Annotated in this window: 14 protein-coding genes, 1 tRNA gene and 1 riboswitch; of the genes, 7 read left to right on the top strand and 8 right to left on the bottom strand. The window is 74.8% G+C overall.

What is annotated here, in order from left to right:
* Window positions 1–4 precede the first annotated feature (4 nt).
* Both otsB and CFT82_RS10200 read right to left on the bottom strand, forming a co-directional pair.
* Window positions 5–841: a trehalose-phosphatase gene (otsB, locus tag CFT82_RS10205; RefSeq protein ID WP_159461907.1), complete on the bottom strand. Its 837-nt coding sequence runs from the start codon at window positions 839–841 to the stop codon at window positions 5–7.
* Window positions 838–2,298: an alpha,alpha-trehalose-phosphate synthase (UDP-forming) gene (locus CFT82_RS10200; protein WP_088819017.1), complete on the bottom strand. Its 1,461-nt coding sequence runs from the start codon at window positions 2,296–2,298 to the stop codon at window positions 838–840. Before CFT82_RS10200 ends, otsB begins: the two co-directional genes overlap by 4 nt.
* 146 nt (window positions 2,299–2,444) lie before the next feature.
* Here CFT82_RS10200 and CFT82_RS12235 point away from each other — a divergent pair, with 146 nt between their 5' ends.
* The 3 genes from CFT82_RS12235 (at window position 2,445) to CFT82_RS10185 (ending at window position 5,839) form a co-directional block, all read left to right on the top strand.
* Window positions 2,445–4,295: a serine/threonine-protein kinase gene (locus CFT82_RS12235; RefSeq protein WP_088819016.1), complete on the top strand. Its 1,851-nt coding sequence runs from the start codon at window positions 2,445–2,447 to the stop codon at window positions 4,293–4,295.
* A 220-nt stretch (window positions 4,296–4,515) separates the two neighbouring features.
* Window positions 4,516–4,671, top strand: a riboswitch (cyclic di-AMP (ydaO/yuaA leader).
* Between the two features lie 10 nt (window positions 4,672–4,681).
* Window positions 4,682–5,659, top strand: coding sequence for a transglycosylase family protein (locus CFT82_RS10190; RefSeq protein ID WP_088819015.1), 978 nt, complete (start codon window positions 4,682–4,684; stop codon window positions 5,657–5,659).
* 104 nt (window positions 5,660–5,763) lie between these two features.
* Window positions 5,764–5,839 (top strand) — tRNA-Thr (locus CFT82_RS10185).
* Between the two features lies 1 nt (window position 5,840).
* Here the strand turns inward: CFT82_RS10185 and CFT82_RS10180 are convergent.
* Window positions 5,841–6,497 carry an SDR family oxidoreductase gene (locus tag CFT82_RS10180; RefSeq protein ID WP_088819014.1) on the bottom strand — a complete coding sequence of 219 codons (657 nt, stop codon included), beginning with the start codon at window positions 6,495–6,497 and terminating at the stop codon, window positions 5,841–5,843.
* Window positions 6,498–6,543: 46 nt separating this feature from the next.
* Between CFT82_RS10180 and CFT82_RS10175 the strand changes: the two genes are divergently transcribed.
* The 3 genes from CFT82_RS10175 to CFT82_RS10165 all read left to right on the top strand — a co-directional run bounded on the left by CFT82_RS10175 (window position 6,544) and on the right by CFT82_RS10165 (window position 9,276).
* Window positions 6,544–7,200 carry an MBL fold metallo-hydrolase gene (locus CFT82_RS10175; protein ID WP_088819013.1) on the top strand — a complete coding sequence of 219 codons (657 nt, stop codon included), beginning with the start codon at window positions 6,544–6,546 and terminating at the stop codon, window positions 7,198–7,200.
* A 59-nt stretch (window positions 7,201–7,259) separates the two neighbouring features.
* Window positions 7,260–7,688 (top strand): thioredoxin family protein, encoded by a 429-nt coding sequence (locus tag CFT82_RS10170; protein ID WP_088819012.1) that lies wholly within the window; start codon window positions 7,260–7,262, stop codon window positions 7,686–7,688.
* 139 nt (window positions 7,689–7,827) lie between these two features.
* Entirely contained in the window at window positions 7,828–9,276 is a 1,449-nt protein-coding gene (locus tag CFT82_RS10165) for a glucose-6-phosphate dehydrogenase (RefSeq protein WP_234994403.1), read from the top strand.
* A gap of 55 nt (window positions 9,277–9,331) precedes the next feature.
* Here the strand turns inward: CFT82_RS10165 and CFT82_RS10160 are convergent, their stop codons facing one another.
* A complete protein-coding gene (locus CFT82_RS10160; protein WP_088819011.1) occupies window positions 9,332–9,631 on the bottom strand; it encodes an ArsR/SmtB family transcription factor in 300 nt (99 codons plus the stop codon).
* Between the two features lie 35 nt (window positions 9,632–9,666).
* Between CFT82_RS10160 and CFT82_RS10155 the strand changes: the two genes are divergently transcribed.
* Window positions 9,667–10,938 (top strand): MFS transporter, encoded by a 1,272-nt coding sequence (locus CFT82_RS10155; protein ID WP_143469610.1) that lies wholly within the window; start codon window positions 9,667–9,669, stop codon window positions 10,936–10,938.
* A 150-nt stretch (window positions 10,939–11,088) separates the two neighbouring features.
* Here CFT82_RS10155 and CFT82_RS12140 read toward each other — a convergent pair whose 3' ends face one another.
* Genes CFT82_RS12140 through CFT82_RS10135 form a run of 4 tightly spaced genes read right to left on the bottom strand, consistent with a single transcriptional unit; the run spans window position 11,089 to window position 16,316 of the window.
* On the bottom strand, window positions 11,089–12,825 hold the full coding sequence (locus tag CFT82_RS12140; protein WP_088819009.1) for an ABC transporter ATP-binding protein: 1,737 nt from the start codon (window positions 12,823–12,825) through the stop codon (window positions 11,089–11,091).
* The gene (locus CFT82_RS10145; protein WP_234994402.1) at window positions 12,822–13,700 is read right to left on the bottom strand and encodes an ABC transporter permease; all 879 of its coding nucleotides are present in this window, start codon (window positions 13,698–13,700) and stop codon (window positions 12,822–12,824) included. Before CFT82_RS10145 ends, CFT82_RS12140 begins: the two co-directional genes overlap by 4 nt.
* Window positions 13,693–14,685: an ABC transporter permease gene (locus CFT82_RS10140; RefSeq protein WP_234994401.1), complete on the bottom strand. Its 993-nt coding sequence runs from the start codon at window positions 14,683–14,685 to the stop codon at window positions 13,693–13,695. Before CFT82_RS10140 ends, CFT82_RS10145 begins: the two co-directional genes overlap by 8 nt.
* Window positions 14,661–16,316, bottom strand: coding sequence for an ABC transporter substrate-binding protein (locus tag CFT82_RS10135; protein WP_088819008.1), 1,656 nt, complete (start codon window positions 16,314–16,316; stop codon window positions 14,661–14,663). The genes CFT82_RS10140 and CFT82_RS10135 overlap by 25 nt, the downstream gene beginning before the upstream one ends.
* Window positions 16,317–16,329: the final 13 nt, after the last annotated feature.

Here is a 16,329-nt window from a genome sequence, read left to right as displayed (position 1 = left end):
CCCCTCAGGCCGGGCCGAGCGCGTCCTCGCGGGCGTCGGCCAGCTCGACGAGGAGGGCGGAGACCTCCGGGATGCCGGTGACGCGGGAGGTGGCCGCGGTGGCCCCCGCGCCGACCTTCACGAGGACCGAGTCCGGGGCGTCGGCGAACTCGGTGAAGACCGTCTCGTCGGTGACGTCGTCCCCGGCGAACCACAGGTTCCAGCCGGGACTGCGCTCGGCGTGGTCCGGGCGGTGGAGGGGGTCCTCCCCGAGGGAGTCCACGAGCTCCCGCAGCGCCTCCCCCTTCGAGGAGCGGCGGACGCTCAGCTCGAGCACGTTCTTGCCGAGCATCGGCTCCACCCCGAGCCGTTCGGCCAGCCGACGTCCGGCCTGCCGGACGGACTCCTCGATCTCCTCGGTGACGGTGCGGCTGTGCAGCACGACGCCGGCGAACTTCACCTCCAGGTGGGTCCCCGGGTGCTCCGCCACGAGCGCCTCGCCACCGCGCACCATGGCCTCTCGCAGGGCGGCCTCGTCCGGGTCCAGGCCGGCCGGCTGGGCGTGACCGGCCCACCACCGTTGGCCGCCGTGGGACCCGAGGAGGGAGACGCCCCCCCGGGGGGAGAGGCCGCTCAGGCGGGCCAGGGTCTCCACGTCCCGGCCGCTGGCCAGGGCCACGTGGGTGTCGGGCAGCGCGGCCAGGCGGCGCAGGGCGTCGATCGCCGCGGCGTCGGGGACGACGGCCAGCGGGTCGTCCCGGAAGGGGGCCAGGGTGCCGTCGAAGTCGGTGGCCACCACCAGGCGGGGGGCCGTCGCGAGCCGGGACTGGTCCGGTCGCGGGAGGGGCTGGGTGGCCGTCACCGGTCGTCCTCGGAGAGCAGCTCGGGGTCCTCGTCCCCGGCCGGCGGCGGCTCGGGGGCGTGCTCCAGGGCCTGCAGGAAGGTGCGGCTCCAGGTGTGTACGTCGTTCTCCACGACGGCCTCGCGCAGGGCCCGCATCCGGCGGCGCTTCTCCTCCGGGTCGTCGGTGATGGCCTGCAGGATCGTCTGCTTGAGCCCCTCGATGTCGTGGGGATTGCACAGGTAGGCGTCCCCGAGCTCCTCGGCTGCACCGGTGAACTCGCTGAGCACCAGGGCGCCTCCCTCGTCCACCTGGCAGGCCACGTACTCCTTGGCCACGAGGTTCATGCCGTCGCGCAGCGGGGTCACGAGCATGACGTCGGCGGCCAGGAAGAGGGCGGCCATGTCCTGCCTCGGGTGCGAGCGGTGGATGTAGTGGATCGCCGTGGTGCCGATGGGGGAGTGGTCGCCGTTGAGCCGGCCGACCTTCCCCTCGACCTGCTCCCGGAGGTTCCGGTAGGCCTCCACGCGCTCCCGGCTGGGGGTGGCGATCTGCACGAAGGTGGTGCGGGGCGGGGCGACCTCCCCGCCGGCCAGCAGCTCCCCGTAGGCCTTGAGCCGGTGACGGATGCCCTTGGTGTAGTCCAGCCGGTCCACGCCGAGGATGAGGCATTCCGGGTCGCCCAGCGAGTGGCGGATCTCCGCGGCGCGGCGCTGCACGGACTCGCTGCGCGCCATCTGGTCCAGCTGGCGCGAGTCCACGCTGATCGGGACGGCGGCCGCGCGCACCCGGCGGCCGTCCGGCTCGCCCAGGCTGAGCACCTCCCCCTCGACCTCCACGCCGGCCAGGCGGGCGGCGCTGCGGCGGAAGTTGGCGGCGTCGTCGGCGCGCTGGAAGCCCAGGAAGTCAGCGCCCAGCAGGCCGCGCAGGATGTGTCCGCGCCAGGGCAGCTGGGCGAACAGCTCCACGGCGGGGAAGGGGATGTGGTTGAACCAGCCGATGCGCAGGTCCGGGCGGAGCTCGCGGAGCATCGCCGGCACCAGCTGCAGCTGGTAGTCCTGCACCCAGATGGTCGCCCCCGGTGCGGCGACCGCCGCGGTGGCCTCGGCGAAGCGCCGGTTCACCCGCTCGTAGGTGCTCCACCAGGTGCGGCGGAAGGTGGCCGAGACGATGACGTCGTGGTAGATCGGCCAGATCGTGTCGTTGCAGAAGCCCTCGTAGTAGTCGCGGACCTCCTCGGCCGAGAGGGGCACCGGCACGAGGTGGATCTCGTCCTCGTCGAAGGGGGCGGGGGCGTCACCGGGCTGCCCCGCCCAGCCCACCCAGGCGCCGTCGGAGACCCGCATGACGGCCTCCATCGCCGTGACGAGGCCGCCGGGCGAGGTGCGCCACTGGGTGGTGCCGTCGGGGTCCACCACCCGGTCGACCGGGAGGCGGTTGGCCACCACGACGAACTCGAACTGCTCCGGACTGCTCATGGTGCTCCTCCCGTGGCGACTCTCCCTGAGGGCAGCACACCACAGGTGGGACGGGCGGGCAATCGAGGCCCCGCTGCCTCTCCGGCGGGCCGTCTTCGCCGCGGGTCGGACCGGGGCCCGGGCCCCGGCCGCCTAGGCTCTGCGGCATGGAGTTGACGCAGGTGGGCCCGTACCGGTTGGGGCAACGGCTGGGCCACGGCGGCATGGGGGCGGTCTACCGGGCGCAGGACGAGTCGGGGCGGGTCGTGGCGGTCAAGGTGCTGCACCCCCACATCGCCCTGGACCGGAGCTCCCGGGAGCGGCTGGAGCGCGAGGTCGACACCCTGGGTCGGGTGCGTCACCCGCACGTCGCGAGCTTCCTCGATGCCGACATCGAGGGCCCGCACCCGTACATCGTCACCGAGTTCGTGCCCGGGATGCCGCTGGACGACCACGTGGCCACCCACGGCCCGCTGCGGGGCGAGGAGCTCGACCGCTTCGTGGCCGGGGCCGGGGAGGCGCTGGAGGCGATCCACGCCACCGGGGTGGTCCACCGTGACCTCAAGCCGGGGAATGTCATGGTCGACCCGGAGCTCGGGCCGGTGATCATCGACTTCGGCATCGCCCACATCGGGGACGAGTCGCGACTCACGGCCACCGGCTTGGTGATGGGGACCCCGGGCTATCTCGCGCCGGAGCTCATCGAGGGCGGTCAGCCGACCCGGGCCACCGACTGGTGGGGGCTGGGGGCCGTCACGGCCTACGCGGCGACGGGGCGCAACCCCTACGGGGGCGGGGCCAGCGAGGTGGTGCTCATGCGCATCCGCCAGGGGCAGCACGACCTGCGCGCCGTGCCGGAGCGCTGGCAGCCGCTGGTGGAGGCCTGCCTCGCCGTGGAGCCCTCCGCCCGGCCGGCTGCGGCCGTGGTCCGGGAGGTCGCGGCGCAGGGCGGCGGGGACCTCCCGGAGCCGGAGCGTCGCCGGACGGCCGCGCTCCCGGAGGCCACGCGCCCGCTGCCCGTGCGGGGCTCCGCCCCCGGTGACGCGACGGTGCCGGTGGCGGAGGCGACCCAGCCCGTCCGCCGGGACAGCACGCGCCGGATCTCCCGCCGGGCCCTCTCCCAGGGGGAGGCCCCGCCGGTGGAGGCGGGGCTGCTCACCCCGCCCCCGCAGCACCGGGAGAACCCGGCCGGCACCCTGCGCCCCCCGGAGGAACCGTCGACGCGAGACATCCCCCCGGAGCGTCGGGAGTACCGCCCGGCGGTCCCCGCCCAGCCCCCGGGCCCCCCGCGGCCGTCGGCACCGACCGGACCGCACGGCCCCGTGCCCCGGCAGCACGTCGGCCCGCCGCCACCCTCGGCGCGGGACGAGCGGGCTGCCCGCCGGGCGGCGCGGGAGCACGCGGCCTCCCTGCGGCTGCACCCCTACGACCCGCGGACCCGGCTGCGCCGCCACCCCTGGGTGGTGGCCTCGGGCGTGCTGCTCCTCGTGGTGGCGGCCACCTGGGCTCCGCTGGGGGTGCTCCTCGTGGCTGCGGGGTGGAGCATCCTGGCTCGCTGGGTGGACCATGCGGCGCTCGCCCACCTGCGCCGGCTGCAGTCCTGGGGGCGGCGCCGCGGGGACGGGTGGCGGATCGGGCTGCTCTCCCCGTGGCACCTGCTCACCGCCGTGCTGCGTGCCGTCCTGGGGTGGATCGCGCCGGTCGTCCTCGGTGCGGCCACGGTCGTGGGGGTGAACCTCGTGCTGGGGCAGGACCTCCTGCTGCAGGCGCGCGGCGACGGAGGGGGCGTGGACAGCGCCCTGGCCCTCGGTGCGGGGGCCCTGGTCCTCCTGGTCGCGCTGTGGATCGGCATCGACTGTGCGGGGCTGCGCCGGGGGACGCACCTCTCCCTGTCTGTGTCCTTGCGCACATCGTGGGCCGGTCCGGTGCTCGTCCTCCTCAACCTGGCCGTGGCCGCGGCACTGCTCTTCTCCCAGCTGCAGCGCGATTTCCCGGACGTCCTCTGGCCCCTGGCCTGAGCTCTCGGGGCGGGGATCGCCGTCCACAGGTTCTTTTGTGTCGCGTCCCCCATCGTGGCTACAGTGACGCACTGGTTGCTCCGCGCAACCGTCGGCGGTCATCCGCCACAGCAGTCCCTCCACACAATCGAAGATCGCGAACGCACGAGACGGTGGCCCGCAGGGTCACGGTCCGTGCTCAGCACATCAGTTGCGCGCACCTGCCGCCCAAGGTCACCTCGGGAGCGCCTCGCCGGAGAATCCGGGCACTGGTGACCGTGGGGAAACCACTTCTGCCGTTCCTCGGAACGGCTCGGGGTGAAGCCGCCTCCAGCGGCCGGGGCACCTGACGCTCCGAACCCGACAGCTCACCCCACCGGCGGAACCGTCAGGAAGGAAACCCCCTCATGTCCAAGAACACCGCTCTGCGCATCCCTGCCGCCTTCGGCGCCACGGGTGCCGTCCTCGCCGCTGCGGCCCCCGCCAATGCCGCCTACGACCCCACCGTGTGGGACCGCGTGGCCCAGTGCGAGTCCAACGGCAACTGGAGCATCAACACCGGTAACGGCTACTACGGTGGTGTCCAGTTCCACCAGGTCTCGTGGGCCGGTGTGGGTGGCCTCGCCTTCGCCCCGCGTGCCGACCTCGCGACCAAGGAGGAGCAGATCGCCGCTGCTCGCCGCCTCCTGGCGATGCAGGGCCCGGGCGCCTGGCCCGTGTGCTCCCTCAAGGCCGGTCTGACCATGGACAACGGCGGTGCCGACCGCAACGCCATGCCGGGTGACGCCGCTCCGGCCCCGAAGCCGGCCCCGGCCCCCAAGCCCGAGCCGAAGCCTGAGCCCGCCCCGGCCCCCAAGCCGGAGCCGAAGCCCGAGCCGGCCCCGGCCCCCAAGCCCGAGCCGAAGCCCGAGCCGGCCCCGGCCCCCAAGCCCGAGCCGAAGCCCGAGCCGGCCCCGGCCCCCAAGCCCGAGCCGGCCCCGGCCCCCAAGCCGGAGCCGAAGCCCGAGCCCGCCCCGGAGACCGAGACCTGGACCATCACCCAGGGCGTGAACATCCGTGCGGGTGCCGGCATGAGCCACGAGGTCCTCGGCCAGCACGCGGCCGGTACCGAGGTCGAGGGCGTCAAGCTCCCGTCCGGCTGGGTGAAGACCACCGACGGCACCTACTTCTGGCACACCTTCGGCACCACCGAGGAGCTGCCGGAGCCCGAGGAGACCACCTGGACCATCGACCGTGGCGTGAACGTCCGTTCCGGTGCGGGCATGGATCACTCCGTGATCGGCATGTACCAGACCGGTTCCACCGTCACCGGTGTGAAGCTCCTGTCCGGCTGGGTCAAGACCGACCGCGGCTACTTCTGGCACACCTTCGGCACCGCCGCCTGAGCGACTGCCTGAACGCACAGGGCCCCGACACCGTCTGGTGTCGGGGCCCTGTCCGTTGCCCGTGACCGGGAGGGGCGAGGCCGCCTCTACACTGTGGCGGCATTGCCTCCGTAGCTCAGTTGGTAGAGCAGCTGTCTTGTAAACAGCAGGTCGCGGGTTCGATCCCTGTCGGGGGCTCCACTCAGCCGATCGCCTCGCTGATCGGTGTCGGGCCGGTGGTGAGGGGGATCATCCGCCGCAGCGAGGCACGCATGCCCTCCCCGAGGACGTGCGTGATGACCGCGGCGACGTCCGCCCGGGGGATGTGGGCGGTCTCCTCCGCGGGATCCGGGGTGGTGCTCACCCGGCCCGTCCCGGGGTCCTCGGTGAGGAGGCCGGGCATGAGGATCGTCCAGGCCAGCGAGCTGCCGCGCAGGTGCGCATCGGCCACCGCCTTGGCCTGGGCGTAGTGGAAGAAGCCCTCGTCGTAGGGCAGCGGGTGGTCGAGGGCGGCGCCCAGGAAGCTCACCATCACGTAGCGTGGCACCCCGGCGTCGCGGGCGGCCTTCATGGAGGCGATGGCCGCGGCCTGGTCCACGGCGTAGGTGCGGGCGAGATCGCCGCCTCCCGCGCCGGCGGACCACACGACGGCGTCCTTCCCGCGCATCGCCCGGACGAGGTCGGCGTGCTGGGCGTGCTCGATGTCGAGCACCAGCGCCCGGGCGCCCGTGGCCTCCACGTCGGCCCGGTGCTCGGGGTTGCGGATGACGCTGGTCACCTCGTCCTCGCGCTCGGCGAGCAGACGGGCCGCCTGCAGCGCGATCTTGCCGTGTCCACCGATGATCAGGATCTTGGTCATGGCTCCAGCCTCTCGCAGGCGGGTCTGCTCCGGGCACACTGGGGGCATGCTGATCGCCGACCTGCCGACCGTGACCGTCCATCGCGCGAGCGTCTCGGAGATGGACAACCGTTGCTATGTCATCACCCACCGGGAGACCGGTGGGCAGGTGCTCGTCGACGCCGCGGACGACGCCCCGGCGCTCCGCGTGCTGCTCCGAGAGGCGGCGGGTCCCGCCGAGCCGACGCCGGCGGGGATCATCACGACCCACCGGCACTGGGACCACGTCCGCGCCCTGGCCGAGCTGGCCGGCGAGCTGCCCGCCGGGGGCCGTCTCCTGGCCGGTGCACGGGACGCCGTGGCCGTCGCGGAGCAGGCCGGGCTGCCGGAGGGGTCCGTAGAGGGGCTGGAGCACGGGCAGGAGGTCGAGCTCGGCGGGATCACCCTGGAGGTCGTGGCCCTGCGCGGGCACACCCCGGGCTCGGTGGCGCTCGTCCTGGAGGACGGCGGGGAGACGCACCTCTTCACCGGGGACTCGCTCTTCCCCGGTGGGGTGGGGAAGACGCAGACCCCCGAGGACTTCCAGCAGCTCCTCGCCGACGTCACCGAGCGCCTCTTCGACCGCTTCGACGACGCCGCGCACGTCCACCCCGGGCACGGCGAGCCAACCACGCTGGGGGCGGAGCGTCCGCAGCTGGGGGAGTGGGCCGCACGGGGTTGGTGACGGGGCTGGTCCCGGGATCGGTGACCCGTCATGGAGGAGAGCGGCGGTAGCCTGCCGCCATGACTCCTGCGGACCCTGACCGCGCGTCCCCCGGCACGGCTGTCGTGCGGGAGCTCCGGGAGCCGGACGAGCTCGCGGCCCTCATGACGCCGGGCCGGCTGGTGGTGCTCACCTTCACCGGCTCCTGGTGCGGCAGCTGCACGGCCCTCGAGCCGGTGCTGGCCGACGTGGCCCGGGAGTGGGCCGGGGGCGCCGCGGGGGTGGAGGGTGGCTCGGACGTGCCGACCCCCAGCCCGGTCTTCGTCACCGCTGACACGCTGCGGCTGCCGACCCTCTCCGCCGCCTACGCGGTGCGCACCGTGCCCACCACCCTGCTCTTCGGTGAGGGCGTGGTGCTGGACTCGATCATCGGTCCGGTCACCCGGAAGGAGCTGCGGGAGCGGGTCCGGGCCGCCGCCGAGCACGCGGGGCGCGACGCTGGACGCTGAGTGCCCGCGCCCTGAGGGGTGCTCCGCCGTGGTGACCCCGCCTGCTCGTCCTGCCCACCGTGATCGGCCCGGTGCCGGCCCGCTGGGCCGAGCCGCTCGGGGTGGCGGTCGACCGCAGGAGGCGTGGCACAGTGGCGGCATGAGCCGTTTGCCGCGCGTGCCCCACACCCACTCCGACGGAAGCCTCGAGGACATGCAGCCGGCCGAGCCGGTCACCCTGGTGATCTTCGGCGCCTCGGGTGATCTCACCCAGCGCCTGCTGCTCCCGGGCGTCGCGACCCTGCTGGAGGTGGAGCCCTTCCGGCAGGTGGACCTCATCGGTGTCGACCGGGAGGACATGGGGCAGGAGTGGGCCGAGCTGGTGCGCTCCCGCTTCGAGGCCGAGGAGGTGCCGGCCGAGACCACCGAACGGGTGGTGGCCGCCGCCCGCTTCGAGCAGGTCGACCTCCTGGAGGGCACCCAGCTGGCCGACTTCGTGGCCGGGCTGCCCGAGTCGGCGGTGCTCTACTTCGCCCTGCCCCCGGCGGTCACTCAGGCCGCCATCGAACGGCTGCGGGGCGTGGAGCTGCCGAAGGGCACCCGCCTCGCGCTGGAGAAGCCCTTCGGCGACGGCGTGGAGAGTGCCGAGGAGCTCAACCGGCTGCTGCTCTCGCTGGTGCCGGAGAACCAGATCTACCGGGTGGACCACTTCCTCGGCGCCGCGATGCTGCTGAACTTCATCGGCATGCGCTTCTCCAACCGCATCCTGGAGAAGGTCTGGAACGCCGAGGACATCGAGAAGGTCGAGATCACCTACGACGAGGACCTCGCCCTGGAGGGTCGGGCCGGGTACTACGACAAGGCCGGGGCGCTGAAGGACATGCTGCAGAGCCACCTGCTGCAGGTGCTGGCGATCGTGGCCATGGAGCCGCCGGCCCGGGTGGACGCCGACGAGCTGCGCGACCTCAAGGCCCACGTCCTCAACTCCACCTACCTGTGGGGTGACGACCCGGCGGCCTCCTCACGGCGTGCCCGCTACACCGCCGGCACCCTCGGGGAGCGGGAGATCCCGGACTACACCGCCGAGGAGGGGGTGGACCCCGCGCGGAACACCGAGACCCTCGCCCAGCTCACCCTCGAGGTGCGCACCGACCGCTGGTCCGGCGTGCCGTGGGTGCTCCGCAGCGGCAAGGGCCTGGGGGAGAAGGCCAAGGAGGTCCGCATCTTCTTCCGGGACGTGCGGCACCTGCCGGTCGGCCTGGAGGGGGAGCAGGGGCCCGACGTGCTCGTGGTGGCGCTCAAGCCCGGCCCGGTGGAGCTGCACCTGACGATGAACGCGACCGACCCCACCCGCATCGAGACGAAGGTCCTGGAGACCACGGTGGGCGACCCGGCGATGCTCCCCTATGGAGAGGTGCTCGGCGGGATCCTCGACGGCAACCCGTTGCTCACGGTGCGCGGGGACACGGCGGTGCAGTCCTGGCGGATCATCGAGCAGGTCATGGAGGTCTGGTCCGCCGGCGAGGTGCCGATGGAGGAGTACCCCGCTGGGTCCGCCGGCCCCGAGGGCTGGGGCGTCGACGCCGTCGCGCTCACCGGCGGGCGCTGAGCGCGGCCCGGCCCGTCTCCCGGGCCGCCCCGGCGGGGGTCGGTGGGGCCCGGGGTCAGGCGGGGCGGGGGCCGGCCGGATGGTCGGCCCCCATGACGTGCAGGAGCTGGTGGGCGGTGGCGTCGACGAGGCGGTAGCGCATGAGGCGGCCGTCGCGCTCGGCCTCCACCCAGCCCTGGGCGCGCAGCGTCCGCAGGGCCTGGGAGGCCGTCGCCGGGGTGATGTCCGCCGCCGCGGCCAGCTCGGCCACGGTGGACCCCGGGTGGTGGTGCATCCGGTCGAGCAGGCGGAGCCGGGTGACGTCGCCGAGCAGGTCGAAGCGGCGGGCCCACACGGTGTGACGGTCATCGGCCATGACACAAGATTCGCACAGGTCGTAGAGTGCGCTCGATGCCCACCACCGTTCAGGACCCCGCGCGCGGGACGTCTCGCGGCGCCCTCTTCACCCGTTCCTTCGTGCTCATGCTGGTCTCGGTGGTGGGGGCCTTCGTGAACTTCGCGGTGCTCATGCCGCTCGTCCCCGCCTGGGCGGAGCGCTCCGGGCTGTCGCAGGTGGCTGTCGGGGGCACCACGAGCGTCATGATGGGGGCCTGCGTAGTCTCCCAGCTGGTCATGCCCTGGCTGCTGGACCGGTTCGGCTTCGTACGACCCTTCGTGGCCGGCCTGGTGCTCATGGGGGCGCCGGTCCTGGCTCTGCCGTGGGCGCAGGAGGTGGCCTCGATCTACTCCGTGCAGGCCGTTCGCGGGGTGGGTTTCGGTCTGCTCGTGGTCTCCGGATCGGCCCTGGCGGCCACGCTGGCGCCGCGGCACCTGCGGGGGCGGGCGGTGGGGACCTACGGGGTGTCCATCGCGCTCGCGCAGATCCCGTCCCTGCCCGCCGGGGTGCCCCTGGCCGGGGCGATCGGCTGGCCGGCGGTCTTCTGGATCGCCGGGCTGGCGGCGCTCGTCGTGCTGCCGGCCGCGGTCCTGGTCCGGGAGCGGCAGGAGGAGCCGGTCCGTCTGGGGGCGACCGGTCTGGAGGAGGAGGCGGCGGCCGGACGGGACCGGCCTTGGGTGACCCCGGCGGTCCTGCTCCTCTCGTCCTCGCTCGCGTTCGGTGCGGTGGGCACCTTCCTCTCGCTGGGGCTGGACTCGGCCCGGGTGGTCCTGCTGGCCCTGCTGGGGGTCTCCGGCGGGCAGGTCGTGGGCCGGGCCTGGGCCGGGACCGTGTCCGACCGGCGGGGTGTGGGGCAGCTGCTGGCCCCGATGTCGGCGGCGGCCGCGATCGGCATGGCGTGCATGGCGCTGGCGATGGCCGACCCCGGGCAGGCACCGCTCGGCCTGCCGGCGCTCCTGGTGGAGGACGGGATGGCCGTGCTGGGTGCCGCGCTGCTGGGCATGGGCTTCGGGGCGCTGCAGAACGACACCCTGGTGCTCATGATCGACCGCATCGGGCCGGGGCGGGTCGGTCTGGCCTCGACGGTGTGGAACGTGGGCTACGACGCCGGGACGGGCAGCGGCTCCCTCGTGGTCGGCGGGCTGGCCGGGGCCATCGGCATCGCGGGCGGGTTCGGGGTGCTGGCCACGCTCGGGCTGGTGGCCGTCCCGGCGGCGATGGTCATGGCGCGCGCCGAGGCCCGGGTCCGGGCGGAGCGGGTGGCCCACGGGGTGCCGGGCGCCTGAGCGGGAGGTCCTGAGCGGGGTGGGTCCGGCGGCTGGGGTCCCCGTTCCCCCCCCGCAGGATCACCGTTTCCGTCCAGTCCCACCATGCGTGAACCGTGATTCCTCTGCAGGACCGTGGGCCTGCGGTGGGGACGGTGGGCCGGCGGCACCTCAGAGGTCGGCCAGGGGGAGCACCCGGTCGCCGGGCCCGTCGCACCAGGCCGTGAGCAGCTCCGCGTCGTGGCTGATGACGAGGACAGCGGCCCCTCGGGCGGCCCGCTCCCGGAGGATCCCCACCACCGAGGCGGTCGTCGCCGGGTCGAGCATGGCGGTGGCCTCGTCGGCGATGAGCACCTGCGGCTCCTGCACGAGTGCTCGGGCCAGGGCAGCGCGCTGCAGCTGACCGTCCGAGACGGCGGCGGGTCGACGGCGCAGCAGGTCCGGGGTGAGACCCACCTCGGCGGCCGCCTCGAGCACGGCCCGCCGCAGCTCCTCCCCCCGCAGGCCGGCGGTGCGCAGCGGCTCGGCGACGGCCTGGGCCAGGGTCATCCGCGGGCTCACCGACCGGCGGGGTGACTGGAAGAGCATGGCCACGCCGGAGGCCGTCGCGCCGGGCGGGACCGGTCGTCCGGCCACGTGCAGCTCACCGTGCCGGGGCGTGACGAGCCCGGCCGCCACCCGGCAGAGCGTCGACTTGCCGGCACCGTTCGGCCCGATCACCGCCGTGGTGGTGCCCGGGGCCAGGGTGAGGTCCACCTCGCGCAGGACCTCCGGCGCGCGCGGGGAGGGGGCTGCCGTGACTCCCCGCAGCTCCAGGGCCGGGGTGCCGGCCGGGGAGACGTCGGGCGAGGAGGCCTTGGCGGCGGCCGGCCCCCCGTCGCGCGAGGTGCGCTCCACCGCGCTGCAGCCGGGTGGAGTGTGTCTGGCGCGGTGGGGTGACGGGGCGCGGTGGGGGGAGGCGCCGTCCCCGGCGAGACGCTCCTCCACCGAGGGGGGCTCGAGCGCGTCGACGAGGGAGGGCGGCGCCCCGGGGATCGGGTGCAGGCCGTGGCGGGGCAGGGCCGCGACCAGCGCGCGGGTGTACGGGTGCCGCCCTGCGCCGGTGTCCTCCGGCGGGGCGAGCAGCTGCTCGGCCGGGCCGTGGTCGACCACCTGCCCGGCGTACATCACCGACAGCTCGTCCACCCGCCCCGGCCGGGCGGTGAGCGAGGCCAGGTCGTGCGTGATGAGCAGAACCGCGGCACCGTCGTCGGCGGCCCGACGCAGCAGGTCGAGGACGGCCTCGCGGCTCTCGGCGTCCAGGCTGGCGGTGGGCTCGTCGGCCAGCAGCACCGCCGGCTCTCCGGCGGTGGCCAGCACGTAGCCCACCCGGGCGGCCATGCCCCCGGAGAGCTCGTGCGGGTACGACCGGGTCACGGCAGCGTCCAGCCCGACCCCCTCGAGCCGGTGGGCGACGAGCTCCTTCAGCCGCCGCCCCCGCAGCCCGTGCGCGCCGGGGCAGACCGCCCGCAGCGTCTCGGCCACCTGCGGCCCCACCCGCCGGGTGGGAGTGAGCTGCGTGCCGGCCGACTGGGCCACCAGTCCGACGTGGTGGCCGCGCAGGTGCAACCAGGCGTCCTCGTCGTCGGGGGTCAGCGCGTGGCCGGCCACGTGGAGGGCCCCCGAGACCCGGGACCCGGCCGGGAGCAGGCCGACCAGAGCGCTGGCCAGCACTGACTTGCCGCAGCCGGACTCCCCGACGAGGGCATGCACCCGCCCCGGCCGCAGGGCGAGCGAGACCTCGTGGGCGGCGTGGACGAAGGAACCGCCCCCGAGCGGGATGCGGACGCCCAGCCCCCGGACCTCGGCCGCCGGGTCCGGGGCGGATCGGGGGACCTGCGGGCCGGTGCCACCCCCGGGCCGGGTCATGCGCCCGCCTCGGCCCCGGTGGTGGCCCGCATCCGGTCGGTGAGCGACCGCCCGAGCGCACCCACCGCCAGGGTCGTGACCGTCAGCGCCAGGGCCGGCGCGGCCAGGGTCCACCAGGCCCCCAGCAGCAGGTCGGAGCGGGCCTGTGCCAGCAGCGTGCCCAGCGAGGCCTTCGAGGGCTGCAGCCCCACGCCGAGGAAGCTCAGCGTGCTCTCGTGGAACACGGCGTGCGGGATGAACAGGACCACCGCCAGCAGGGCCTGTGGCAGGGCCGCCGGCAGCAGGTGGTGCCGGACGACCTCCCACCGGGAGGCGCCGGCGAGGCGGGCGGCGTCGACGTACTCCGAACGCCGTACGGCCAGTGCCTCGGCCCGCACGAGCCGGGCCACCGTGGGCCAGTGGGTGAGGGCGATCGAGGCGATGATCGCCAGCATCGAGCCGGGGAAGAGGGCCACGACGACCAGCCCGAGCACGAGATGGGGCAGGGCGGCCACGGCGTCTCCGGAGCGCATGAGCAGCGCGTCGGGCCACCGTCCGAGCGAGGCCGCGGCCGTGCCCACCAGGACGCCGATCACGACGCTGGCCAGCGCGGAGACCGCGGCGATGGTCAGGGAGACGCGCAGCGCCTCGGCGGTGCGGGAGAGCAGGTCGCGCCCGGTGTGGTCGGTGCCCAGCCAGTGCGTGGCCGAGGGCGCCGACAGGGCCTGCCCGAGGTCCACCCCCGCCGGACGCAGCAGGGGCAGGAGGGCTGCCAGCAGCACGAGACCGGCCAGCACGGCCAGCGGTGCGCGGGTCCCGGTGGGCAGCGTGCCCGCCCGGCCCATCCGGTGGTCCCGGACCGGGCGGGGCGTCACGGGCTGGGTGTCCTCAGGCATCGATCTCCACCCGCGGGTCGAGGGCCAGGTGCACCGCATCGGCCGCCCACGAGCCGAGCAGGACCAGCACGGTGGTCAGGGTGGTCAGGGCGGCCAGCAGCGGGAAGTCGAGCTGCAGGGCGGAGTCCACCAGGGCCTTGCCCACCCCCGGCCAGGCGAAGACCTCCTCCACGACGACCGCGCCCACCACGAGCTCCGGCAGGCGCATCCCGGCGAGCGTCGCCACCGGCACGAGGGCGGCGGGCAGGACGTGACCGCGCCGGACGGTGCGGGGGCTCAGGCCCCGCGCCCGGGCGCCGCGCACCGCGTCGGAGCCCGCGGTCTCCAGCACCGACTCCCGGGCCGCCAGCAGCAGCCAGGGCGCCTGCGAGGCGGCGAGCACGACCGTCGGCAGGAGACCGTGCCGCAGCAGCCCCGTGGTGCTCACCGCCTCGCCGGGGCGGGCCAGCCCCCCGGTGGGTAGCAGCCCCCAGGAGACGGCCACGAGGCTGATGGCCACCATCGCCAGGACGTACGGGGGGAGGGACTGCACGATCGTCGCCAGCCCGGCGGTCGCCCGGCCCCACCACGACCCGGGCCGCAACCCGGCCGCCACCCCGCCGAGGAGGCCCACGGCCACGGCCAGCACCATCGCCGGCACGGTGAGCAGCAGGGTCCAGCCCACCCGCTCGGCCACCACCTCGGTGACCGGCTGGTGCAGCATCCGCGAGTAGCCGAGGTCCCCGGTGACCGCTGCGCTGATCCACCACCACCAGGCCTGCCACCAGGGGGCGTCCAGACCGGAGGCCTCGCCGATGCTGGCACGCTGCTCGGGGGTGAGGCGCTGGTAGCGGTCGCCGAGGACAGCCGCCAGCGGGTCGAGCGGGCTGGCAGCGGCCAGGGCGAAGACGAGCAGGGAGACGAGCAGGGCCAGCGGCACGGCCCAGGCCGCCCGCCGCAGCGTCATGTGCAGGACGCGGCTCACGTCCAGGCGCCCACGTTCCACCAGGGCCCCCAGCCGACGCCGTGGGCGTGCGGCTCCACCACGAGCTCACCGGTCTCGTAGCCGTGGGAGCGGGAGACGTAGGTGTGGTCGACGAAGGCCAGCACCACGTAGGTCGGGTCGTCGGCGTAGAGCTGCTGGACCTTGCGGTAGAGGGCAGCGCGCCGCCCCTCGTCGGGCTCGGCCCGGGCGTCGTCGAGCAGCTGGTCCATCTCCGCGCTGCCGTACCCGCCGGGGTTGTAGTAGAAGGCGGCGCCCTCGACCGGGCTGTGCAGGGTGGGGTGCAGCTGGGTGTCGATGCTGTACGGGCTGTCCCCGCCGCCCAGGAGGATCGCCAGGTCGTCGACCTGCTTCTCGATCTCGTCCCAGGTGAGGGCCCGCACCGTGACCTCGACGCCGATCTCCTGCAGGTCGTCGGCGAAGGCGGTGGCCAGGTCGCGGCGCACGGTGTCGGCCGGGTCGTGGGCCACGGTGAGGCTCGCGCGCTCGCCGTCCTTGGTGCGCACGCCGTCGGGGCCCGGGGTCCACCCGGCGTCCTCGAGCAGGCGGCGGGCCTCCGCGGGGTCATGGTCGAAAGTGATCTCCTCGTGCGCCTCGCCGTAGACGCTGGAGACGGGGGTGGCGGCGGGGACGCCCTGGCCGCCGAGGACGGCGTCGACCATGGCCTGCCGGTCCACGGCGAGGTTCAGGGCCATCCGGCCGGCGGTGTCCTGCGCGAGGGCGGAGGCGCGTGGGAGGCTCACGCCGCGCCAGTCGGCGGTCCGGGCGCGGACCAGCTCGGCGCCGTCGGCCTGCTCGGCGGTCTTCACGGCCAGCTTCGGCGGCAGGACGGTGCCGTCGACCTCCCCGGCGCGGACCTGTTGGGCGCGAGCGGCCTCGTCGGTCACCTGGGTGAGCACGAGGCGGGGGACGGTGCCGGTCTCCCGCGCCCAGTGCTCCTCGTGGCGCTCGAGGGTGGCCTGCGAGGCGGTGAGCTCGGCCAGGCGCATCGGGCCGGTGCCGATCGGCTCCCGGTTGAGGCTGGACTCGGTGGCCGGTCCCCCGGTGAGCCGCTTCTTCGGGGCGATGCCCAGGAGGAGGCGGGTGGGCAGGTCCACGTAGGGGTGCCTGAGGCGGAAGACGACCTCGTCCCCCTCGGCCTCGACGGACTCGATCATCTCGTAGTTGCCGATGACGGGGCTGGCCGAGTCGGGGTCCAGGACGGCCCGGTAGGTGGCCACCACGTCCTCGGCGCCGCAGGGGCTGCCGTCGTGGAAGGTCACCCCTTCGCGGACCGGGACCCGCCACTCGGTGAGGTCGTCGTTGGGGGTGGGTTCGGCGGCGGCCAGGGCGGGGCGCAGCTCGGGCAGCTTCTCCGGGTCGGTGCTGTGGAGGCGCAGGAGGCCCTCGTAGATCGGGGTGCCTCCCTGGTCGCCGTACCCGGCGACCGGGTTGAAGGTGCCGAGCTCCTCGGCGGAGGCCACGACGAGGCCCGGGGGCCCGCCCCCGGTGCCGCCGGACCCGGCCCCGTCCGCAGGGCTTCCACCGCCCCCGGGAGCGCGCAACCCCCCGCACCCGGCCAAGGCGGTGCCGGCCAGGAGCAGGGGGGTGCTGAGGAGGGAGCGGCGGAGCGGGTCCGTGGTGGGGGTGTTCACCCCACCACGATAT

The sequence above is a fragment of the Kytococcus aerolatus genome, assembly GCF_900187395.1.
Taxonomy (GTDB): domain Bacteria; phylum Actinomycetota; class Actinomycetes; order Actinomycetales; family Dermatophilaceae; genus Kytococcus; species Kytococcus aerolatus.
The sequence above is the reverse complement of the archived record's forward strand: the minus strand, read 5'-3'. Positions and strand labels throughout refer to the sequence as shown.